This window comes from Pseudomonas mandelii (assembly GCF_006438925.1).
GTDB classification, from domain to species: Bacteria; Pseudomonadota; Gammaproteobacteria; order Pseudomonadales; family Pseudomonadaceae; genus Aquipseudomonas; species Aquipseudomonas mandelii_C.
Genome location: NZ_RCZA01000002.1, coordinates 83,193 through 105,067 on the forward strand (window position 1 = coordinate 83,193; position 21,875 = coordinate 105,067).

The following is a 21,875-nucleotide window of genomic DNA, read 5'->3' on the forward strand; positions in this document are numbered from 1 at the left end:
GGCATGGCAGGGCAAATGCGATTGTCATTAATTCACAAGCGATAAGCGGCTCAACCCGGGCTCATCGACAACACACGAGCAAACAGTCGCCCGCGGCTGCTTTCCAGTTAATACATATAGCGAATAGAACTAAAACTCGTCTTTCCTATCGAAATTAAATCTGCAAAGTGATGGCACATTGTCGATACTCCTTAGCGACAAGAGTCACAAGAATCCAAGAGTAGAGACATGACGTCCAACTTGACCAGAAGGCCAACGCTCCTATGGTTCGATCTGACTCATGATCGATCCACGAAAGAACTCATTGCGCAGTTCGAGGGTACCTGCGACGGCAAACTGGCGAAAAACTCCGTGCTGCCCATCGGGGAACACGCAGACATGATCTGCATCCATTTCGATCGCCCCGACACACCAGGCCTGAGGCTGTTGCTGGAGATCAAACGCAGCGCACCGTCCATCCCAATCACCATGTTCACCGTGCAGCACTCAGAAGAACTGGCCGTCTGGGCCATGCGTTCCAGCGTCTGGGAATACATAGTGCTCCCCCTCTCGGTCACCGAGAGGAATCGCTACCTGACTGCTGTAGTTCAGCTCTGCGAGCTGCGCCGGAATGTTATCAACCACCGCAAGACACTGCTGATCGACCACTCCCCGACCCTGCCGGACAGCATCCGGCTGACCTCCGGACACCAAAAACATCAGGCGCTGAGCAACATCATGCTGTACATCGAGCAGCACTTTCGGGACAGCATTGATCAGAGGGATTTGGCGCAGCGCTGCGGCATGACGACATTTCGCTTCAGCCGCCTGTTCAAGGAAGCCAATGGACTTGGCTTCACGGATTACATCTTGAACAAGCGCATGAACTTCGCCAAAGAACTACTCGACAACAGCCAGATGCCTATTACCAGCATCGGCTATGAGGCCGGTTTCAAGGATCCTTCCTACTTCGCACGTGCCTTCAAGCAGTTCGCAAACTGCACGCCCAGTGAATACCGCTTGGCACGTCAACTCAGAGCGACCGCAGCTGCGCAAATGGTGCAAGATGAAAAAACCACTGAAGCGCTCGAAAGCCTGGTACAAAGCCTCAGCGGTTGATGCGGTTTTATACGCGCACACAAAAACGCCGCTCATTGAGCGGCGTTTTTGTTAAATATGGAGCGGGAAACGAGACTCGAACTCGCGACCCCGACCTTGGCAAGGTCGTGCTCTACCAACTGAGCTATTCCCGCAAATGGCGTCCCCTAGGGGACTCGAACCCCTGTTACCGCCGTGAAAGGGCGGTGTCCTAGGCCACTAGACGAAGGGGACACGCTAACTGAAACACATGGTGTGTATTTCAGTGCCCAAATCCGTATCCGAAGATACCGGTTCTGGTTTCACTCAGCCCTGCCCGAAAGCAACGCTGTTTAAAATTGGAGCGGGAAACGAGACTCGAACTCGCGACCCCGACCTTGGCAAGGTCGTGCTCTACCAACTGAGCTATTCCCGCATATGGCGTCCCCTAGGGGACTCGAACCCCTGTTACCGCCGTGAAAGGGCGGTGTCCTAGGCCACTAGACGAAGGGGACACACGTACAACATTCACTCCCTACCGCGTTTCGCTGTGTGCTTTACGCTGTAAGTGGCGCGCATTCTATGGATGGATTGAGGGGTCGTCAACCCCCAGATATAAATTTATTTAAATCAATGACTTCGCCCCGCTTTCAGACACTAATCGGGCTTTTCCGTCGCCCGGCGTTTGACGCCTATATTCTGACACCCGCCAAGACGTTATAGTCCACCCACGCCAAAGATGATGGCAATGTGCACCTCGCACGCTATTACTTATATAAGCAGGAACGCGGCCGATACAGGCAGTGCAGTAGCCGATTCAACTCGCTGAGTGGCGCTATGCGTCCCAATGCCAAGCCACTACACTCGCACGCGAACCCCATAAAGAGGTCTTACCGGTGACACCACTCATGATCACCCTGCTAGTCGTAGCCGGGATCGCACTATTGATCGCCATTGGCTACATGAACCATGTGGTGGAAAACAATAAGCTGGAAAAGGCCCGCGCCAAAGTTGAGCTCAATGATCGTCTGCGTCGTTGCGGCGAAATCACCGAGACCTTTCCCGGCCAATTGATGACACCGGCACTCAAGCTGCTGTTGACCCGTCTGGAATTGAACGTCTGCCAACGCCTGCTCCATCTGGAAAAAACCAGCTCCAACCTCAAGGCACGGATTGGCGAACTGAGCGCCCTGGTTGGCCAAGGCGAATCGATCCCGGTCAACAACCCGCCAGCACCGATCCAGACCGAAGCCAAAGCCAAAGACGTACGCTTCCTGCTCGAAGCCCTCCACGGCCAAATCACTCGCGCCGCACAGGACGGCTTCCTGCCAACCAACGAAGCCAAACGCTGGATCCGCGAAGTTCGCCACATCCTGGTCCTGCTGCACATCGAGTTCTTCAACAACCTTGGCCAGCACGCCCTGCAACAGAACCAGCCCGGCCAGGCCCGCCTGGCATTCGAACGCGGCGTGCAATATCTGCGCAAACAACAGGCCCCCCAGGTCTACGCCGAACAACTGGAATACCTGGAAAAACTCCTGGCTCGCGCCAACGCACAAGTCATGGACAACATCGCCCCGGTAGAAGGCGAAGTGAATCAGCTGACCGAAGGCCTCAAAGACGTCGAGGCCGATGCGGACTGGAAGAAAAAAGTGATCTACGACTGATCAGAGAAAGCAGAAAAGCCACCTGAACAGGTGGCTTTTTTTTTGCGTTGAATTTGGCGTGTACATCCAGGAAAGATAGGTCGGCTATCAGGCCGCCATCGCGAGCAGGCTCGCTCCCACAGGGGATCGGCGTACGCCTTTCGCCCCTCACCACTCAACAGGCCGAGCGTTAGCTCGCCTGCAGCCCTTGATCTTGATCCACCCGCCCCATCGGGAGGCTGAGAGGAGGCGTTCATCTGGGGGGTAGGCGCGTAGCGCCGTTCGACGAAGTCGAACACATCGAGAGGAGGTCGAAGCGAAGCCGACCGGAGGCGATGCCCCCAGATGAATGCCGGAGCGAAGGAACGCCGAGCTTAGGCGAGGGGCCGGACGCTCGGGGCGAGCGTTTTTTTGCTTACTTTTTTTAGGCGCTTGTAAAAAAAGTGAGTCGCCGTAAGGGCGAAACCCTAAGTGGCCGTTACCGCAGCAACGGATATGTACTCAGTCAACAAAACATAGCTCCCACCTCAGAGCCGAAAGTGCCCCACCATCCCCTTCAACTCAACCCCCAACTGCGCCAACTCAATACTGGAAGCCGCATTCCCCTGCATCGCCAACGAAGACTGATCCGCACTGGCCCGAATACTCGTGACACTGCGATTAATCTCCTCGGCCACTGAACTCTGCTCCTCGGCAGCCGCTGCGATCTGCTGGTTCATCTGCTGAATCAAAGACACTGCCGCTGCGATACTCCCCAGCGCACTCTCAGTCTGCAACGCATCACTCACCGCCAGCTTCACCAGCTCGCCACTGTTCTGAATCTGCTGAACAGAAGACTGAGCCGCCGAACGCAAGGCGCTCACCAGTCGTTCAATCTCCTCGGTCGATTGCTGAGTACGCTTGGCCAGGGCCCGCACTTCATCGGCCACCACCGCAAAACCCCTGCCCTGCTCGCCGGCTCGAGCCGCCTCGATCGCGGCGTTGAGGGCCAACAGATTGGTCTGCTCGGCCACACTCTTGATGACGCTCAGCACCGTGCCGATGTTCTGGATTTCCGCACTCAAACTTTCGATGCTCGAACTGGCCGAGGTGGCTGAATCCGCCAACTGTTCGATCCGCGCCATGCTCTGGCGCACCACCTGCTGACCACTTTCAACCTTGCCGTCCGCCGTCTGCGCTGCCTGAGCGGCCTCCTCCGCATTACGCGCAACGTCGTGCACAGTGGCGGTCATCTGATTCATCGCGGTAGCAACCTGTTCGGTTTCTTCCTTCTGGCTGCTGACTTCAAGATTGGTCTGCTCGGTCACCGCCGACAGTGACTGCGCTGAACTGGCCAACTGTTCGATACCCGCCTGCAAACCGCTGACAATACTGCTAAGCCCTGCGCCCATCTGCTGCATGGCCTGCATCAGCTGCCCGATCTCATCACGACGGGTCACTTCAACCGTCGCACTCAAATCGCCAGAAGCAATCTGTTGAGCAACACGGATCACACTGCGCAGCGGTGCCACGATCAACCGGGTAATCACCCAGGCCGCAATCAGCCCGACCAGCAGCGCCAGCGCCGAGGAACCAAGGATCAGCAGCGAGTTCTTTTTCAGCTCCGCCTGCATCGATTGGTCTTCGGCGACATAGGCCTGATCCACCCGTTCCACCACCTGAGTGGCGCGCTGATGCAGCTGTTGATAAACGGTTTTTTCCTGCGCCAGCAGGCCGGTGTACTCAGCGAGTTTTTCGCTGAATCCACCAATGTGCCCGACCACTTCATTGAGGACCGTCTGGTAACCCTCATCCTTGACCGTGGTTTTCAGCTGCTCGGCCTGGGTCAGTGCCTGGTCGGCCTGCTCGATCTTGCCCTGCCCTGCGCTGTCGTCGCCCTTGCGGCTCAGGTCCAGGCGCACACGCGCTTCGTTCAAGGCTTGCAACATCAACCGCGACACCTGGCTGACCTGATTGGCCTGTTCGATGAACTGCCCACCGTCCTTGCCTTCGGATTCCTTCAAGCTATAAGCGCCGTCATCGGCCAGCCCGGCCTGCAGCACGTCGAGGTTGTTGGCCACGCTGGACACCGACCAACTGGCCATCTCCAGTGCCAGGTCCTTGGCCTGGCTGAGCGAGACGAACTCGTCGAAGGCCTTGCGGTAAGCCCCCAGGGACTGCTCGACGTCATTCATCACCGGCACGTTGGCCGCAGACGCCGCTTTCAGTTGGGTTGCCAGAGCGATCAGGCCGTCAACGCCCTCGCGCAGCGCATCAGCGGTTTTCGGGTTGCCGTGCAAGGCGTATTCCTGCTCGAGCAGTCTCACCTTGAGCAAACCACTGTTGAGCGACGACATCTACTTGAGCCCGTCAAAGCGCAGGCTGATGGTTTGCAGGGACCATACGCCGATGGCCGCCACCAAGGCAGTCAACAGCAGCACCAGTACAAACCCGACACCCAGTTTTTTCGCCATACCGAGGTTGGCAAAACGTCCTTGCACGGCCGAAATCATTGCACTTAGTCCCCTGACATAGTCTGTTGACGCAGATTCGCAACGGGCCTGTATCAACACAAGTCTCTGGCGTCGGAATAATGGCAAAAAGCTACGCTAACGTCGTTTTCAGAACGCTTGAGGTCGATCCCGAGCGGTAGCCTGAAAAAACGCCCGGGCTCGCGGATCACAGGCATAGGCCACATTGATACGCTGCCAGTCACTGGCCTCTGCGGTGGGACTGAATGCCGTCGCAGAAGACAACAGGACTCCAAAGCGCTGGGCTTGTTTGCGCACCTGAGCGTAGTCGGACCTCCGCGATCGCGCCCAGATGAACAAGCCACCGACGGGCTTGCCAAACACCTCCCACTCGGCGTCTTCAAGCACCTGCAACGCCGCCTCCCTGTCATTGCTCAAACGCTGGCGCTGGCGCTGGACCAGTTTGCGGTAGGCACCGCTGGCTAAAAGGCTTGCCAGCACCGACTCGCAAAACCGTGAAGCGCCCATGCTGCTGATCATCTTGACTTCGGCCAGCCGCGAAATAACCCCGGCGCCGGCCACTACAAAACCGACTCGCAACGAGCTGCTTAGGGTTTTGGAGTAGCTGCCGACGTAGATCACGTTGTCATCGATACCCAACGCAGCGAGGCGCGTACCAGGGCCGCTGTGAAAATCCGCATAGACGTCGTCTTCGATCACCAGAAGGCCGTAGGTTTTGGCCAGTTGCAGAACCCGCTGCGCCACCGCCGGCGCCAGGCTGCTGCCAGTGGGATTGTGATAGAAGCTATTGATGAAGATCCCGCTGGGCCTGTACTTAACCAGCAGCGCCTCAAGCACTTCAATGTCCGGCCCGCGCGGGGTACGCGGCACCTCGATCATACTGACCCCATGCAATCTGAGCAGGTCGAACAGCAAGGAATAACCGGGATTCTCCACTACCACGCAATCACCTGGCTTGAACAAGGTCCGCACGATCAGGTCCAGCCCCTGACTGGCCCCCGCCGTTGTCAGGATCCGGCTTTCCTCCACCACGATATCCATATGTTTCAGGCGTTTGTGGATCTGCTGGCGCAAGGCTGGCAGGCCCAGCGGTGTGCTGTAGTTGAACAGGCCGGCCATATCGGTGCGGCTGACCTGACGGATCGCGTAGCTCAGGTCGTCAGTTTCACGCCAGCTCTCGGGCAGTCCGCCACACCCCAGTTTGAGCTCGCCCGAGGTGCCGCCCTGCTTCACTTCTGCCCCCTCAAACCAGCGGCAATCCTGTTGCCCCTGAGCGGCCAGCGCTGGCATGGCGACAATGAAACCAGCGCCATGACGCGACGCCAGCACCCCTTGAGCCACCAGACGCTCACAGGCCTCAGCGACGCTGGACTGACTGAGCAAATTGATCCGGGCGATTTGCCGCACGGAAGGCAAACGCGTCCCCGGCGGCACCTCGCCACGGCGAAGCCAGCAGGCTAGCGCATCAACGATTTGCTGTACGACCGGCACCATTGCCTGTCGATCGATTCTCAACTCCATGAGCAAGCAAACTCCTGTCCGTTTTGCGGGAAACAGTTAATCACAAGAGCGGTCGATCAGCTGTGCGACAACGCCGCCAAAACCTTCGGTTCTAACCATTTGAAACACATTGGCCGACCCTTTTAGGGAACCGAAAAAAAACCCGCACAAATGCGGGTTTTTTTCCTACGTTGCAGTGCCTGGTTTCAGAACGCCGTAACGCCACCGTCCACCGCCAGTGAATGCCCCGTGGTGAACGCTGCGCCGTCGCTGCACAGGTACAGCACCGCACTGGCAATTTCCTCGACCTTGCCGATGCGCCCGACGGGGTGCATGGCATTGGCGAACTCGCCTTTCTTCGGGTCAGCTTCATAGGCACGGCGGAACATGTCGGTGTCGATCACTGCCGGACACACCGCGTTCACCCGAATCTTTTTCTTGGCGTATTCGATGGCCGCCGATTTGGTCAGGCCGATCACCGCATGTTTCGACGCCGCGTAAATACTCATCTTCGGCGCAGCCCCGAGGCCGGCTACCGATGCGGTGTTGACGATTGCACCGCCGCCCTGAGCCAGCAGTAATGGCAACTGGTACTTCATGCACAACCAGACGCCTTTGACGTTGACGCCCATGATCGCGTCGAACTCATCGACCGTGCCTTCGGCCAGTTTGCCTTTCTCGATCTCGATGCCGGCATTGTTGAAGGCATAGTCGAGACGGCCGTAGATTTTGACCACCTCGTCCATCAGATTTTTTACATCGCTTTCCAGCGTGACGTTGCAGCGCACGAAGGTGGCTTCACCGCCAGCGGTACGAATCAGCTCTACCGTGCCCTCGCCACCCGCCGCGTCCAGATCGGCCACTACCACTTTCAAGCCTTCAGCAGCGAATGCCTGGGCGGTCGCGCGGCCAATGCCATTGGCGGCGCCCGTTACAACGGCGACCTGGCCAGAAAACGTCATGCTCATTGTTATGTCCTCGAAGAGAAGATGCGGGGGATCGCGTGTTCGCAATCTAGCCACAAGGGCCTGCGGCGCGGCAGCACTATCAGAAGGCCGGTTGGTCGCCCATGAGTGGCAGTGATAAAACCGCCGGTTCGACTATCACTGCACTGGATCGATATGCATTCGCCGCATCAGCCAAACTTGCGGCATCGATCATGAAGGTCTATCAACAAGTCTTCATTCATCTTGAGTGCCTGTCATGACTACCCAGACCAATCGCCAGTTCCTGCTCGCCAAACGTCCGGTGGGCGCGGCGACCCGCGAGACCTTCACCTATCAAGAAGTACCGGTCGGCGAACCGGCTGCGGGTCAGATCCTGGTAAAAAACGAATACCTGTCCCTGGACCCGGCCATGCGTGGCTGGATGAACGAGGGCAAGTCCTACATCCCGCCGGTCGGTATCGGCGAAGTGATGCGCGCATTGGGCGTAGGCAAAGTCGTTGCCTCGAATAATCCGGGCTTCGCGGTCGGGGACCACGTTAATGGTGCCCTGGGTGTGCAGGATTACTTCCTCGGCGAGCCACGAGGTTTCTACAAGGTCGATCCGAAACTGGCGCCTCTGCCGCGCTATCTGTCGGCGCTGGGCATGACCGGGATGACCGCCTATTTCGCCCTGCTCGATGTCGGCGCGCCAAAGGCTGGCGACACCGTGGTGCTGTCGGGCGCGGCCGGTGCAGTGGGCAGCATTGCCGGGCAGATCGCCAAGATCAAAGGTTGCCGGGTAGTCGGCATTGCCGGGGGCGCAGATAAGTGTCAGTTCCTGATCGACGAACTGGGTTTTGACGGTGCCATCGATTACAAAAACGAAGACGTCCTGGCCGGCCTCAAGCGCGAGTGTCCGAAAGGCGTCGATGTGTATTTCGATAACGTCGGCGGCGATATCCTCGACGCGGTGTTGAGTCGTCTGGCCATGAGGGCGCGGGTGGTGATCTGCGGCGCCATCAGTCAGTACAACAACAAGGAAGCGGTCAAAGGCCCGGCCAACTACCTGTCGTTGCTGGTCAACCGCGCGCGGATGGAAGGTTTTGTGGTGATGGACTATGCCGCGCAGTTCGCCGCCGCCGGGCAGGAAATGGCCGGCTGGATGGCCAAGGGGCAGCTCAAGAGCAAGGAAGATATTGTTGAAGGACTGGAGACGTTCCCGGAGACGCTGATGAAATTGTTCAGCGGCGAGAATTTCGGGAAGTTGGTGTTGAAGGTTTAACCCGATATTTGAAATGACCACAAAACCAATGTGGGAGCGAGCCTGCTCGCGAAAGCGGTGTATCAGTCAACATTGATGTCGGCTGAAACTCCGTCTTCGCGAGCAGGCTCGCTCCCACATTTGAATTTTCAGTGTTTGATCAGGCCAGTTCGGCGACTACGGCTGCCAAAGCCTTGGCCGGATCCGCCGCCTGGCTGATCGGACGGCCGATCACCAGATAATCGGAACCGGCATCCAGCGCCTGACGCGGCGTCAGAATGCGGCGCTGGTCGTCCTGGGCGCTTCCCGCTGGACGAATCCCCGGAGTGACCAGTTGCAGCGACGGGTGCGCCGATTTCAGGGCATGGGCTTCCAGGGCCGAGCACACCAGACCGTCCATCCCGGCTTTTTCCGCCAACGCGGCCAGGCGCAACACTTGCTCCTGCGGCTCGATATCCAGACCGATACCTGCCAGGTCTTCACGCTCCATGCTGGTCAGCACGGTCACGCCGATCAGCAGTGGTTTCGGACCGGTGCGCTGGTCAAGCACTTCGCGGCACGCGGCCATCATGCGCAAACCACCGGAGCAGTGCACATTGACCATCCACACGCCCATCTCCGCAGCCGCCTTGACGGCCATGGCGGTGGTGTTCGGGATGTCATGGAACTTGAGGTCCAGGAACACTTCGAACCCTTTGTCACGCAGGGTGCCAACGATTTCCGAAGCGCAGCTGGTGAACAGTTCTTTACCGACTTTGACCCGGCACAGCTTCGGGTCCAACTGATCGGCCAGCTTCAGTGCGGCGTCACGGGTGGGGAAATCCAGGGCGACGATGATAGGAGTCTGGCAGGCGGACATGAGTGGGCTCTCAGGCAGGTCGAAATCGGCGCGCATTGTAGCGGAACCAGCGCCTCTGCGGGACCCGATGATCGGTAATTCGTCGAGGCGGCTCAAGCAAGACTAGCCCTTGCACCCATTGTGTCGAGTCAGATACACACATGACACGCCTGCAACACCCTTCAACGTTACCTTCGGCAGCCGCAACACGTCCTTACAGCACTTCCCGCCTCCGGGCCGGTCGCCTATGCTGAAACCACAACCTCGCAGCCCATCTTTGTGGTTGGCAGCCTACCTGGCAGATGAACGCACGCATGCACAACCTCCACGCACCTGTGAACGACGATCAAAAAGCGCCCGGCGACGACAAACGCTGGAGCATTCGCGCCCTGATCGTCGACGATGACGTCCCGATCCGCGAACTGATGATCGACTATCTGGCCCGGTTCAACATTCACGCCAGCGGCGTCACCGATGGCGCCGCGATGCGCCTGGCGCTGCAAGCGGAGCATTTCGACGTGGTGGTGCTCGACCTGATGCTGCCCGGCGAGGACGGTTTGTCACTGTGCCGCTGGCTACGCACCGAATCGGACATCCCGATTCTGATGCTCACTGCCCGCTGCGAACCCACCGACCGGATCATCGGCCTGGAACTGGGCGCCGACGACTACATGGCCAAGCCGTTCGAACCGCGAGAATTGGTGGCGCGCATCCAGACGATCCTGCGCCGGGTACGCGACGATCGCACCGAACAACGGGCAAACATCCGTTTCGACAACTGGCGCCTGAACAGCGTGCTGCGTCAGTTGATCGCTGCCGACGGCCTGGTGGTGCCGCTGTCCAACGCCGAGTTCCGTTTGCTCTGGGTGTTCATCGAACGTCCGCGCCGGGTACTCAGCCGCGAACAACTGCTGGATGCCGCTCGCGGTCGCTCGATCGAAGCCTTTGATCGCAGCATCGACTTGCTGGTCTCGCGCCTGCGCCAGAAACTCGGTGACGACCCGAAAGCCCCGCAACTGATCAAAACCGTTCGCGGTGAGGGTTATCTGTTCGACGCCAGAGACATCGGCTGATGCGTGCGCGCTTCGATACGCTCTTCGGCCGCCTGTTTGGCATGCTGTTGGTGGCGATCATCCTGGCGCACTTGTTGGCGTTTTTCTGGTTTCACTATTACGGCCCGCCGCCGCCCCCTCCGCCGCCGGGGTTTTCCGAAAACTTCGATGGACAGCGCCCGCCGATGGACCCGCGCTTCGGAAATCGGCCACCGCGGCCGTGGTTCGGCGGCCCCTTGGTGCCGCTGACTTTTCAGCTGGTCTCGCTGATCATCGCCGCCTGGTACGGTGCCAAACTGCTGAGCCGGCCGATCCAGCGCCTGAGCGATGCTGCCGAGCGACTGAGCGAAAACCTCGACAGCCCGCCTCTGGATGAGTCCGGCCCACGGGAAGCACGGCGAGCGGCACACACCTTCAACAAGATGCAGCAACGCATTCGTGAACAAGTGCAGCAACGCTCGCGGATGCTTGGCGCCGTCTCCCACGACCTGCGCACGCCGCTGTCGCGGCTCAAGCTGCGACTGGAGCAGATCGACGACAACAAACTGCAAGGCCAGATGCGTCAGGATCTGGACGACATGATTGGCATGCTCGACGCCACGCTCACCTACCTTCACGAGCAGCGCACCAGTGAGGCCCTGCAATGGATGGACGTGCAGGCGCTGGTCGAATCCCTGAGTGAAAACGCCCAGGACCAGGGCGCCGATGTTCTGACCAGCGGCCACTGCGCACCGTTGCAAGTGCAGCCGATGGCCTTGCGCTCGTGCATCAACAACCTGCTGGACAATGCCCTGCGTTATGCCGGGCAGGCAATGATTACGCTCGAAGACACGCGCGAAACCCTGGTGATCCGGGTCATCGACCAAGGGCCGGGTATTGCGGCGGATAAACGTGAAGCCGTGTTCGAGCCATTCTTTCGTCTGGAAGGATCGCGCAACCGCAACTCCGGTGGCGTCGGACTGGGCATGACCATCGCCCGCGAGGCGGCCCAACGCCTGGGTGGGCAGTTGAGCCTGGAAGAAACCCCCGGTGGTGGCCTGACAGCAGTGATTCGCCTGCCCCGAGCCTGATTACCCGCTCTGTGTACCGCTCGGTACAAACCCCATATACCCACGACAACTTGCCCCTTGAGGCTGCATAAGCCGGTGCACCCACCGGTTATCCATTCCAAGGAGTGAGCGCAATGATCGGTAGCGTCAGCAGTTATACGAGCTATACCAGCATCAACAGCACCACCACCAGCACCGCCCGCAGCCAGCAATTTCAGAAAGAATTGCTCGCCAAACTCGACAGCAACAGCGACGGTGCGGTGGATCAGGATGAACTCAAGAGCGCCCTGTCGCAGAAAACCGACGACGGTCTGCTGGTCAGCCTGAGCAAGAATTTCGCCGACCTGGACAGCGACGAAAGCGGCAGCCTGAGCAGTGAAGAGATGGCCGCGATGGCCCCTGCGCCGCCACCGCCGCGGGACCAGGCACCGAACACCGAACTGGCTGACGCGCTTATCAGCGCCCTGGATGCCGACGGGGACGGCGCCATCAGCAGCGATGAACTGAGCAACGGCTTGACCAGCGCCGGCAGCAGCGCCGACAGCACAGAAATCTTCTCGGCCCTGGACAAGAACGAAGACGGCTCCGTCAGCCAGGACGAACTCGCCGCCAGCCTCGCCCCTCCTCCGCCGCCACCTCAACAAGTGTCCAGCGAAGAACTGTTCAGCCAGCTCGATGCGGACAGCGACGGCAGTGTCAGCGCCACCGAACTGACCAGCGCGTTGCAGACCAGCAGCACCTCATCGACCAACACCGACTCCAGCGCCGCGTTGCTCAAAGTGCTGGATAGCGACAGCAATGGCGGCATCAGCAGCGACGAGTTGAAAGCGGCGTTGCAAGCCGGCCGCGAGCGAAACACCGACAGCTCCACCGATCAGTCGAACGTGACAGAAGCCCTGAACAAAATGATCGCCAACCTGAGCAAGCAGTACTCGCTCGACAATGTGGCGACCGTAGGCAAATACCTGAACGTCGCGACCTGAGTCAAAAGCATCGCGAGCAGGCTCGCTCCCACAGTTGATCTGCATTGATCACATAATTTGTTATCGATACAAAATCAATGTGGGAGCGAGCTTGCTCCGGGCGGCGTTCCGACGAAGAGGCCCTAAGCTCCAGGCCGGCGATCCTCAACCCGAGCCTGACTCTTGCTCCAGTCGTTCAGCAGGCTGTAGGCCACCGCCAACAACGTCGGGCCGATGAACAAGCCAATAAACCCGAAGGCAATCAGCCCGCCAAACACCCCGAGCAGGACAATCACCAACGGCAAATTACCGCCCCGGCTAATCAGGTACGGTTTGAGCACGTTGTCGACGCCACTGATGATGAACATCCCCCAAATGCCGAGAAACACCGCCATCCCGTACTCGCCCTTCCAGGCCAGCCAGGCCGTGGCCGGAATCCACACCAGCGGCGGCCCCATCGGAATCAGGCTCAACAAAAACGTGACGATCCCCAGCACCAGCGCCCCGGGTACCCCGGCAATCAAAAACCCGATCAACGCCAGAACCGCCTGGGCCGCCGCCGTCCCGATCACGCCGTTCACCACCCGCTGCACCGTGCCCGCCACCAATTCAATGTAATACGTGGCACGGTCACCAATCAGACGTTCCAGCAACCCGTGGACAAACGCCGCCAGACGCGGCCCGTCACGGTAGAAAAAGAACACGAAGACGATACTCAACGTCAGCTCAAGAATCCCGCCGCCAATCTGCGCGCTGCGCGCCAGCAACCAATTGCCGACCTGACCCAGATAAGGTTTGACCGCCAGCATCATCGCCGCGCCCTGCTGATCGATGCTGTTCCAGACACCCACCAGCCGCTCGCCCACCAAGGGAATACTGCCCAGCCAGATCGGCGCTTCCGGCAGCCCGTCGACCTGCACATCCTTGATGAACGCCGTGGCATCGCGTACATGGTCCGCGAGGTTGAACCCCAGCCAGACCAATGGCACTGCCACCAGCAACATCCAGCCCAGCGTCAGCAAAGCCGCCGCCAGCGATTCGCGACCATTAAGCAAACGGGTCAGCAAACGCATCAGCGGCCAACTGGCAAATGCCAGCACCGCGCCCCAGAACAGCGCCGACCAGAACGGCGCCATCACCCAGAAGCTCGCGCCAAACAGCACCAGGAGCAGGATCTGCACCAACAGCCGATCGTTATTGATCATCTAAATCTCGAAAAAAGTCAGTCCGCAAAAGAGTAGGCGAACGCAGCGTGTACGTTCGCCTGATAAAGCTTATCGCAACAGTTGGATGTGCAAGCCAGAGCCGTCGATGCTGCCGGCCTCCATCCTGGCAGTACGCACACCCTGCCCGATCAGTGCCTGACGCCAGGCTTCGGCCTTCGGCCCCGAAACACTGACCCGCAGCGTGGTGTCCAGATTCAGCCCACGAGAGATCAGGCGTAGCCAGGTATCGTCAGGATCGCCGGTCAATTTGGGGAAATCGAGCTCACCGGTGCTTTTGAGCTCTCGAAGCAAGGTTGCAGAGGTCGGCAGCAAATCGCCCAGCGGCGCAGCGGCGTCGAACTGTTCGACGTGCAGATAAGCTTTGCGATTGCCGCGCGTGATGCTGTAAAGCGCCACTAGCGTGTTGTCCTGTGGGGCCGCCAGACGCAACAGCAAGAACGCTTGCTGATCATCAGCGCCATAGAGCTTGGCATTGCCGAAGACATCATTGGCCCACAGGCTGCTTTCGCCGCAATCACGGGCCTGGCACCAGAACAGCAACTGGGCATCCTGCTTCTGCAAGGCTTCACGAGCGGCGGTGAAGGCCTCGGTGGAGGAATGCTCCGGTGGCAACTCGTAGGTTACCGAAGTGGTTTGCCCTCGGGCAGCGACCTGGCCGTCAAAGCGCAGCTGGCCGCTGATTTTGCGGATCGAGCCCAATGGATAAATCCGCTCAAGTTCGGCGACCGGACGATAGTCGACGATCTGCGCATCGGCCATACGCGGCACGATCGGCAGGTCCTGACTGCCAGGGACATCAGCGGCAAACAACAGGGGACTGAAACAACACAGCGCCAGAAGATTGAGTGAACGCATGGATAGACTCATCGGATCAGCATGGCCTGGGCACCCTTGATGATACTGGCGTCATCGATGCGCTCAGGCACCAGCAAACCGCGCTGTACCGCCGGACGCGCCTCCATGGTTGCCATCCAGCGCTGCAGGGCCGGCAAACCGTCGACCTCGACACCCGACCACTCATGGCCACGGACCCACGGATAAGTGGCGATGTCGGCAATGCTGTATTCACCGGCCAGAAACTCCACGGCTTGCAGGCGCGTGTCGAGCACTTCATAGAGGCGGCGGGTTTCATGTTGATAGCGATCGATGGCGCCCTGGAGCTTCTCCGGGAAATAACGGAAAAACACGTTGGCCTGGCCTTGCATCGGGCCGATTCCACCCATCTGGAACATCAGCCATTGCAGGACCACCGAGCGCCCCTTGGGGTCTTTTGGCAGCAACTTGCCGCTCAGTTCAGCCAGGTAAATCAGGATCGCACCGGATTCAAACACGGCGAAATCGCCGTTGGCGCGGTCGACAATCGCCGGAATCCGGCCATTGGGATTGATCTTGAGGAAGCCCTCGGACTTCTGTTCCTTTTTGTCGAAACTCAAGGCGTGCACCGTGTAGGGCAGGCCGAGTTCCTCGAGCACGATAGAGACCTTGTGGCCATTCGGGGTCGCAGCGGTGTAGAGATCTATCATGGTTGTCTCCCATTTCAACCCGCCCAGCCTCGACAGTTGCCCGGCGCAAGTCAAGGAACGGCGAAGAACCGATTGAAACAGTCTGCGACAAGGTCGGCGCCGGGTTCGTCATTCAGGTGCAAATGATGGCCGCCAGGCAGCTGTTCACGGCTAAAGGGTAGACGCTCCAGCAACTCGGGATGTTTGGCGAGCATGCCGTCGGCAGCCACCACCAGTTTTGCAGGACAACCGACTCGCTGGACGAAGGCCATCGCCTGTTCGGAGGTCAGACGCAGCGGCGACGGTAATGTCAGTCGGTTATCGGTACGCCAGGTATAACCGCCCGGCACCGGCATCAATCCACGTTGGGCCAGCAGTTCTGCGGCTTCGCGACTGACGGCTACCAAGCCTTTCATGCGTGCCTCGATGGCCCGGTCGAGGGTGTTGTAGACCGGTTTGCGCTTCTCCCGCAAATCCAGCTGCGCTTGCAGGGCCATGCCCATCCGTTCGGCAGCGCTTTCGCCTTTGTCTGTAGGAGGAATGATGCCGTCGATCAATGCCAGATGGGTCACGCGTTCCGGTAACGAACCGGCCAGCACCAGCGAAACGATCGCGCCCATGGAATGCCCCAGCAGCCCAAAGCGCTTCCAGCCCAATTGCTCGGCCACTTGCAGCACGTCATGGGCGTAGTCCCACAGTGCGTAACCGGCACCGCTCGGCCGATGCCCGGAATGACCGTGACCAGCCATATCCAGTGCGATGATGCGCAAGCCTTTGAGCTTCGGCGCCAGCCGGGCGAAGCTGTTGGCGTTGTCCAGCCAGCCATGCAAGGCGATCACCGGCATGCCGTCTTCGGGGCCGAACAGGTGCGCTGCCAACTCGATATGCGGCAGGCTCAGGCGAACTTCTTCAACGACGTTGCTCATGCGCAATCCTGTTGGCGGCGACCTTCCCAACGGCTGAACAGGTTCTTCAGCAGCGTGGCCGTGTCCTGGGGACGTTCGAGGGGAAACATGTGGCCGCCGGGCATGGTCAGGGACTCGCCCAGCGGCATGCGCCCCACGAGGCTTGCGTGATGACGCATCACCACCCGGCTCTTGTGCCCGCGCACTACCGCCAGCGGCACTTTCAATTGCCGTGCGCGGCCGGGACTGGTGTGCGGCACGCCGCGGTAGATACTGATTTCCGTGGCCGGGTCGAAGCGCAGGCGCAGTGTGTCGCCCACCTTGTGCAAGCCGTGTTGCAGGTAAGCATCAAAGCATTCCGGGTCGAAGCCGCGAAACAGGGTTTTACCGGCGAAATACACGCGTGCAGCTTCCAGATCAGCGAACTCTTCCCGACGTCCCAACGTACGGCCGGCCGGGGTCAGGCGATCGATGAAACCGAAGCGTTTGGCGGCGCGGATCACCCATTGATCAGCGCGGGTCAGCACCGGCGAATCAAGCATCACCACGCCGCGATAGAGCTCGGGGCATCGCAACGCCGCGTGCAGATGCAGCACGCCTCCGAAGGAATGGCCGACCCCCCACACAGGTTCCGGTTGCTGCTTGAGGTGATGAATCAGCTCGTCGACCAGGTTGTACCAGTTGTCGTCCGCCGGAAAGCGCGGGTCATGGGCGTGCTGCTGCAGATGCGTCACCTGATACTCGGGCGCCAACGCCGCGAACAACTTGCCATAGGTGCCCGAGGGAAAACCGTTGGCGTGGGCGAAAAATATCTGTTGCGACATACCGGTGATCCATCAACGAAAACAAGGGTTGATTGTCCGTAACACTGGCGGCTACAGCAATGACTGTAAGTGACAGGAGTGATGACAGTCCGGTCAAGGCTATGGGGTGTCAGTTAGATCGCCCCCTCACCCTAACCCTCTCCCCAAAGGGGCGAGGGGACTGACCGTGGGTTTCTCTCGAAATACTGCGACCTGATCAATAGCGTCTAACTCAGGATTTGAAAAGCTTGAAGATCGGCTCCCTTTCCCCCCTCTACCCTCTGGGGAGAGGGTTGGGGTGAGGGGTGGATTCATCTGAACACACACCCTCAACGACCTGGCGGATTCTCACCCAACGGCACCACCGCCATCGTCAACCGCGACACACAGCTAGCCTTCCCCTCATCGCTGGTCAAACGGATATCCCAGACATGCGTCGTGCGGCCAATGTGAATCGGCTTGGCCACCGCCGTGACCCGTCCGCTGCGCAAGCCGCGCAAATGGTTGGCGTTGATTTCCAGGCCCACGCAGTAAAACTTGCTGGTGTCGATGCACAGGTAACTGGCCATCGAGCCGACCGTTTCCGCCAGCACCACCGAGGCGCCGCCGTGCAGTAAGCCGTAAGGCTGGTGAGTGCGATGGTCGATGACCATGCTCGCGGTCAGAGACTCTTCGTCGAAGGCTTCGAAGCGAATATCCAGCACTTCGCCGATGGTGTTTTTCTGGATTGCGTTCAACTGCTCGACGTTGGGAGTGGTACGCCACAGACTCATTGTTGCTTTCCTTTGTTGGTTTTATTCGTGACTCAATCCTGCCACAGCACCGCTTCACTGCGCTCGCTCCATTCTTCGAACCGGGCACCGTAGACGGCCTCGATCACATTGCGCTTGATCTTCAGGGTCGGTGTCAGGAAGCCGTTTTCCACCGCCCAGCTGTCCTTGACCACCACCAATCGACGCAAGCGTTCGTGTTTGTCGAGGACGCCGTTGACCTCTTCCAACAGTTTTTCCAGGCTTGAATGCAGGCCCGCCCGAGCCGTTCCGCTGGCGTCCTGCTGACCGACCGCCGAGAGCACGCACAGCCCCAACGGCGCACTCAGACCATCGCCCACCACGCACACCTGCTCGATGCGCGAATGCTCCGCCAGACGATTCTCGATGGGTGCCGGAGCAACGTATTTTCCTTTGCTGGTCTTGAATATTTCCTTCAGTCGCCCGGTCAGGCGCAGGTTGCCTTCGGCGTCCTCCTCGCCCTTGTCGCCGGTGCGCAGGAAGCCGTCTTCGGTGATGGTTTCTGCGGTTTTCTCAGGCTCCTTGAAATAGCCGAGCATGGTCGCGCCGCTGCGCACCATGACCTCGCCCGACTCAGCGATCCGCACCTCGACCTCCGGGCAGGGCTTGCCGATCCAGCCGGGTTTGTTCTGGCCCGGCCGGCAAACGTGCGAATACCCGCAGCTTTCGGTCATGCCGTAGACCTCCAGCACATCCAGCCCCAGTTTGCGGTACCACAGCAGCAAGGTCTGCGGCACTGGCGCGGCACCGGACAAGGCGATGCGCAAGGCATCCAGCCCAAGCCCGGCCAGGACTTTGTGGCCGACCCGCTTGCCGATGATCGGCAGACCGAGCAAGAAGTCGAGGCGCTTTGCCGGGATCTTGCTGTACACGCCCATCTGGAATTTGGTCCAGATCCTTGGCACACCGAACAGCGCGGTCGGTCGTGCACGGCGCAAATCGGTGAGAAAGGTGTCGAGGCTCTCGGCAAAAAACACCGTTTGCCCGGTGTAGATCGACGCCAGCTCGACGAACATCCGCTCGGCGACATGGCACAGCGGCAGGTAGGACAGCAACCGATCCGACTCATTCAAGCCAAACAACTGCGTGCCGCGAGTGGTGGCAAACCCCAGATTGGCGAAACTGTGCATCACGCCTTTAGGCATGCCGGTGGTACCGGAAGTGTAAATGATGGTCGCCAACTGGTCGGCGGACGGCTTGGGATCGTCCTGGATCGGTGAGCTCTTTTGCAGGTCGGCCCAGCTGTAGTCGAAAGTAACAGGCGGATGCAACGGCAGGCTGATCGTTGGCAGATCGGGGCTGACCCCGCGAGACATGCCTGGCCAGTCATCGAGTTTGCCGATGAACACCAGGGCCGCTTCGGAGTGTTCAAGGACCTGGGCCACGGTCTCGGCGGTGAGGTTCGGGTAGAGCGGCACCGACACATGACCGGCCATCCAGATCGCCAGGTCGGCGATGATCCAGTGCGCGCAGTTTTTCGAGATCAGGGCGATGTGGCTGCCTTGGGGCAGTTCGCGTGCGCGCAGCCAATGCGCGGCGCAGCGCGCCTGGTGACCGACGTCGGCCCAGCTCAGGGTCTCGACCTGTCCGCCGCCCGTGGGCTGGACCAGAAAGCGCTGGCGAGGATGACGGGCCTCACGCTCGTAGAAGACGTCCAGCGGCAAACGAAAAGCAGCAGGCATGCGACTCGCTCCTTTGTTTTTGGTCTGGAGCAAGCGTAGCCAACCAAGCAGTTGCTCGGTTAATTATTTGTCGGCAAAAACAAGATCAAAAGATCGCAGCCTGCGGCAGCTCCTACAGGGGATTGCGAAACCCATGTAGGAGCTGTCGCAGGCTGAGATCTTTTGCTTTTAAGGGTGCTTGATGCCGTTGAGTTTCATCGCGCCGGCCAGCGGCAAATCACCTTCAAGTTCTGCAAGGCCGGCGGTTTTCACCGCTTCCGGGTCTTGCACATGGCCGTGCTGCAAGTAACCCAACAGGTTGCCCACCAGCGGGTTATGACTGACCAGCAACGCGTGATCCACAGACACCAACTGCTCCGCCACCGCTTGCGGGCGGTTGTCGGGAGTCAGCCAGTCGACGGTGCGAATCTCCGGCGCGAAATTCAGCGCTGTACGCACAATTTCTGCGGTCTCCTGCGCTCGCAGGTAAGGACTGGCATAGATCGCGGTCAGCGGCTTGCCGGCCAACTCGGCGGCCGTGCGCAGCACTTCTTCACGACCATGGGCGGTCAGTGCCCGCTCCGAATCAGGACGCTTGCCGTGTGGCTCGGCTTCACCATGACGCAGTATCCAGAGTTTCATAGCTTGGGCTCCTCATCTCGGGCCGGGTGTGGTGCCGGCGCCACAGCGTGCGGCGCTTCACCTTCCGGTGTACGCGGCGTCGGCCAGTCGGCGAACGGCCAGGGCTTCTGGTCACTGTGGAAACTGCCGAATCGACCGATCTGCGCCAGAAACTGGCTCAGGCTGTCGCCGAAGTTCATCAGGCTGGCGCTTGGTGCGCCATAGATCAAACGATAGATCAGTTGGACCAACACCACGGCGCCGAGGATGAATTGCGCCACTTGCCATACCAGCACGTAGACGATCATCCACAACACGCGCAGCAGGATGGATTCGTACTTGGCTTCTGTTTTCGGATCGTTCATGTCTCGCTCTCCCTGATGCCTAGTTGAAACCACTGGTGGAAATAAAATCGACGTCGGTTTTCGGTTCGGCACGCATCAACAGTTCAATCACCTGATTAAGCGTGCGCCCTTCGAACAGGATCGCGTGCAGCCCGGCGACCAGCGGCATGTACACGCCCACCTCCTGAGCCTTGGCCTTGAGCACCTTGAGGGTGTTCACGCCTTCAGCGACTTCGCCCAGGCGCGTCACGGCATCTTCCAGGCTCAAACCCTGGCCGAGGGCAAATCCGACCTGGTAGTTACGGCTTTTCGGCGACGAGCAGGTGACGATCAAATCGCCGACGCCCGCCAAACCGAGGAAGGTCATCGGGTTGGCGCCCTGATTCACCGCAAAGCGGGTCATTTCCGCCAGCGCCCGGGTGATCAGCATGCTCTTGGTGTTTTCGCCCATGCCCAGCGCCACCGCCATGCCGGCGATGATTGCGTAAACGTTTTTCAGCGCCCCGCCCAACTCCACGCCGAAGCGGTCGGCGCTGGCGTACACGCGAAAGGTCCGACCATGCAACGCCTCCTGGACCCGCTGGCAGAGTTCTTCGTCTTCGCTGGCGACCACCGTGGCAGTCAGCGCGTGTTCAGCGATTTCACGGGCCAGGTTCGGCCCGGACAGCACGCCGATGCGCGCTTGCGGGGCGATCTCTTCGAGGATTTCGCTCATTAACTTGAAGGTGTGGGCTTCGATGCCTTTGGTGAGGCTCACCAGCAATTTGCCGCTCAAACGTTCGGCGTGCGGCATCAATACCGAGCGCAGCGCGCTGGACGGCAGTGCGACGAAGCACAGGTCGCAGGCTTGCAGGGTGGCCAGCAGGTCGGTGACCGCTTCCACGGCCGGCAGAATCTTGATGCCTTTGAGGTAACGCGGGTTCTCGCGATTGACCCGAATGGCCTCGGCCTGCTCGGGGTCACGCATCCACAGCCGGACCTGATGCCCGTTCTCGGCCAGCAGATTAGCCACGGCGGTACCAAAACTTCCGCCTCCCAGGACCGCAATTGGGCGCTGTTCAGTCATATGCAATCCGTTAATCCATACCAGTGGCGATGTCGGCATTATACGGAGCGGCCCAGTGGCGGCCAGCCCCCGCATCAATTACCGACACTTGTAGGAAGAAGACCAATAAAACCGAGGAAAATGCCCGCAACGTGACTGGAAAAGTCATTGCGCTCGGTTAACATGCGCGCCAATTGTTCGCTATCAAGGATGTGT

The 21,875-nt window shown here is 59.6% G+C and carries 22 protein-coding genes, 4 tRNA genes and 1 pseudogene; 7 read left to right on the forward strand and 20 right to left on the reverse strand.

Going from position 1 to position 21,875, the window contains the following annotated elements; translation table 11 throughout:
• Positions 1–228 precede the first annotated feature (228 nt).
• Positions 229–1,098, forward strand: a complete 870-nt coding sequence (locus tag EAH74_RS04255) for a response regulator transcription factor (RefSeq protein ID WP_140676358.1) — start codon at positions 229–231, stop codon at positions 1,096–1,098.
• 58 nt (positions 1,099–1,156) lie between these two features.
• Here the strand turns inward: EAH74_RS04255 and EAH74_RS04260 are convergent.
• The 4 genes from EAH74_RS04260 to EAH74_RS04275 all read right to left on the reverse strand — a co-directional run bounded on the left by EAH74_RS04260 (position 1,157) and on the right by EAH74_RS04275 (position 1,571).
• A tRNA-Gly gene (locus EAH74_RS04260) sits at positions 1,157–1,232 on the reverse strand.
• Between the two features lie 3 nt (positions 1,233–1,235).
• Positions 1,236–1,311, reverse strand: a tRNA-Glu gene (locus EAH74_RS04265).
• Between the two features lie 105 nt (positions 1,312–1,416).
• Positions 1,417–1,492 (reverse strand) — tRNA-Gly (locus EAH74_RS04270).
• Positions 1,493–1,495: 3 nt separating this feature from the next.
• Positions 1,496–1,571, reverse strand: a tRNA-Glu gene (locus tag EAH74_RS04275).
• Positions 1,572–1,964: 393 nt separating this feature from the next.
• Between EAH74_RS04275 and EAH74_RS04280 the strand changes: the two genes are divergently transcribed.
• A complete protein-coding gene (locus EAH74_RS04280) occupies positions 1,965–2,723 on the forward strand; it encodes a hypothetical protein (protein ID WP_193560117.1) in 759 nt (252 codons plus the stop codon).
• A 506-nt stretch (positions 2,724–3,229) separates the two neighbouring features.
• On the opposite strand, the gene EAH74_RS33720 is transcribed toward EAH74_RS04280, so the two are convergent.
• The 5 genes and pseudogenes from EAH74_RS33720 to EAH74_RS04300 form a co-directional block, all read right to left on the reverse strand.
• Positions 3,230–4,111 carry a methyl-accepting chemotaxis protein gene (locus EAH74_RS33720; protein ID WP_371317146.1) on the reverse strand — a complete coding sequence of 294 codons (882 nt, stop codon included), beginning with the start codon at positions 4,109–4,111 and terminating at the stop codon, positions 3,230–3,232.
• Positions 4,091–5,038: pseudogene (locus tag EAH74_RS33725) on the reverse strand (HAMP domain-containing protein); the annotation flags it as partial. The pseudogene EAH74_RS33725 and the gene EAH74_RS33720, both read right to left, overlap by 21 nt.
• Positions 5,039–5,194 carry a hypothetical protein gene (locus EAH74_RS33730; RefSeq protein WP_430539702.1) on the reverse strand — a complete coding sequence of 52 codons (156 nt, stop codon included), beginning with the start codon at positions 5,192–5,194 and terminating at the stop codon, positions 5,039–5,041.
• A gap of 108 nt (positions 5,195–5,302) precedes the next feature.
• Positions 5,303–6,694, reverse strand: a complete 1,392-nt coding sequence (locus tag EAH74_RS04295; protein ID WP_140676363.1) for a PLP-dependent aminotransferase family protein — start codon at positions 6,692–6,694, stop codon at positions 5,303–5,305.
• Between the two features lie 185 nt (positions 6,695–6,879).
• A complete protein-coding gene (locus EAH74_RS04300) occupies positions 6,880–7,641 on the reverse strand; it encodes an SDR family oxidoreductase (protein ID WP_140676365.1) in 762 nt (253 codons plus the stop codon).
• A gap of 101 nt (positions 7,642–7,742) precedes the next feature.
• Between EAH74_RS04300 and EAH74_RS32960 the strand changes: the two genes are divergently transcribed.
• Both EAH74_RS32960 and EAH74_RS04305 read left to right on the forward strand, forming a co-directional pair.
• The gene (locus tag EAH74_RS32960) at positions 7,743–7,880 is read left to right on the forward strand and encodes a hypothetical protein (RefSeq protein WP_161600319.1); all 138 of its coding nucleotides are present in this window, start codon (positions 7,743–7,745) and stop codon (positions 7,878–7,880) included.
• Positions 7,877–8,881 (forward strand): NADP-dependent oxidoreductase, encoded by a 1,005-nt coding sequence (locus EAH74_RS04305; protein WP_140676368.1) that lies wholly within the window; start codon positions 7,877–7,879, stop codon positions 8,879–8,881. The genes EAH74_RS32960 and EAH74_RS04305 overlap by 4 nt, the downstream gene beginning before the upstream one ends.
• 139 nt (positions 8,882–9,020) lie before the next feature.
• Here the strand turns inward: EAH74_RS04305 and pyrF are convergent, their stop codons facing one another.
• Positions 9,021–9,719 (reverse strand): orotidine-5'-phosphate decarboxylase, encoded by a 699-nt coding sequence (gene pyrF / locus EAH74_RS04310; RefSeq protein WP_161990885.1) that lies wholly within the window; start codon positions 9,717–9,719, stop codon positions 9,021–9,023.
• A gap of 293 nt (positions 9,720–10,012) precedes the next feature.
• Between pyrF and EAH74_RS04315 the strand changes: the two genes are divergently transcribed.
• From EAH74_RS04315 to xopAW, 3 genes are all read left to right on the forward strand, one after another.
• On the forward strand, positions 10,013–10,771 hold the full coding sequence (locus tag EAH74_RS04315; protein WP_140676371.1) for a response regulator: 759 nt from the start codon (positions 10,013–10,015) through the stop codon (positions 10,769–10,771).
• Entirely contained in the window at positions 10,771–11,820 is a 1,050-nt protein-coding gene (locus tag EAH74_RS04320; RefSeq protein ID WP_140676374.1) for a sensor histidine kinase, read from the forward strand. Before EAH74_RS04315 ends, EAH74_RS04320 begins: the two co-directional genes overlap by 1 nt.
• Positions 11,821–11,933: 113 nt before the next feature.
• On the forward strand, positions 11,934–12,782 hold the full coding sequence (xopAW, locus tag EAH74_RS04325; RefSeq protein ID WP_140676376.1) for a XopAW family type III secretion system calcium-binding effector: 849 nt from the start codon (positions 11,934–11,936) through the stop codon (positions 12,780–12,782).
• Positions 12,783–12,904: 122 nt separating this feature from the next.
• On the opposite strand, the gene EAH74_RS04330 is transcribed toward xopAW, so the two are convergent.
• The 10 genes from EAH74_RS04330 to EAH74_RS04375 all read right to left on the reverse strand — a co-directional run bounded on the left by EAH74_RS04330 (position 12,905) and on the right by EAH74_RS04375 (position 21,680).
• Positions 12,905–13,966, reverse strand: coding sequence for an AI-2E family transporter (locus EAH74_RS04330; protein ID WP_140676379.1), 1,062 nt, complete (start codon positions 13,964–13,966; stop codon positions 12,905–12,907).
• 69 nt (positions 13,967–14,035) lie between these two features.
• Positions 14,036–14,842, reverse strand: a complete 807-nt coding sequence (locus EAH74_RS04335; protein WP_140676382.1) for a DUF4892 domain-containing protein — start codon at positions 14,840–14,842, stop codon at positions 14,036–14,038.
• Between the two features lie 8 nt (positions 14,843–14,850).
• Entirely contained in the window at positions 14,851–15,510 is a 660-nt protein-coding gene (locus EAH74_RS04340) for a glutathione S-transferase family protein (RefSeq protein ID WP_056745055.1), read from the reverse strand.
• 50 nt (positions 15,511–15,560) lie between these two features.
• Positions 15,561–16,415 carry an alpha/beta hydrolase gene (locus tag EAH74_RS04345; RefSeq protein WP_140676385.1) on the reverse strand — a complete coding sequence of 285 codons (855 nt, stop codon included), beginning with the start codon at positions 16,413–16,415 and terminating at the stop codon, positions 15,561–15,563.
• Positions 16,412–17,218: an alpha/beta fold hydrolase gene (locus EAH74_RS04350; RefSeq protein WP_140676388.1), complete on the reverse strand. Its 807-nt coding sequence runs from the start codon at positions 17,216–17,218 to the stop codon at positions 16,412–16,414. Before EAH74_RS04350 ends, EAH74_RS04345 begins: the two co-directional genes overlap by 4 nt.
• Before the next feature lie 308 nt (positions 17,219–17,526).
• Complete coding sequence (locus tag EAH74_RS04355; RefSeq protein ID WP_140676391.1) at positions 17,527–17,970, reverse strand: hotdog fold thioesterase; 444 nt, start codon at positions 17,968–17,970, stop codon at positions 17,527–17,529.
• Between the two features lie 32 nt (positions 17,971–18,002).
• Positions 18,003–19,670 carry an AMP-binding protein gene (locus tag EAH74_RS04360; RefSeq protein WP_140676394.1) on the reverse strand — a complete coding sequence of 556 codons (1,668 nt, stop codon included), beginning with the start codon at positions 19,668–19,670 and terminating at the stop codon, positions 18,003–18,005.
• Positions 19,671–19,838: 168 nt separating this feature from the next.
• Positions 19,839–20,291: a phosphohistidine phosphatase SixA gene (sixA, locus tag EAH74_RS04365; protein WP_123364752.1), complete on the reverse strand. Its 453-nt coding sequence runs from the start codon at positions 20,289–20,291 to the stop codon at positions 19,839–19,841.
• Entirely contained in the window at positions 20,288–20,635 is a 348-nt protein-coding gene (locus tag EAH74_RS04370; RefSeq protein WP_046046475.1) for a DUF4389 domain-containing protein, read from the reverse strand. Before EAH74_RS04370 ends, sixA begins: the two co-directional genes overlap by 4 nt.
• A gap of 19 nt (positions 20,636–20,654) precedes the next feature.
• Positions 20,655–21,680: an NAD(P)H-dependent glycerol-3-phosphate dehydrogenase gene (locus EAH74_RS04375; protein ID WP_129437532.1), complete on the reverse strand. Its 1,026-nt coding sequence runs from the start codon at positions 21,678–21,680 to the stop codon at positions 20,655–20,657.
• Between the last annotated feature and the right edge of the window lie 195 nt (positions 21,681–21,875).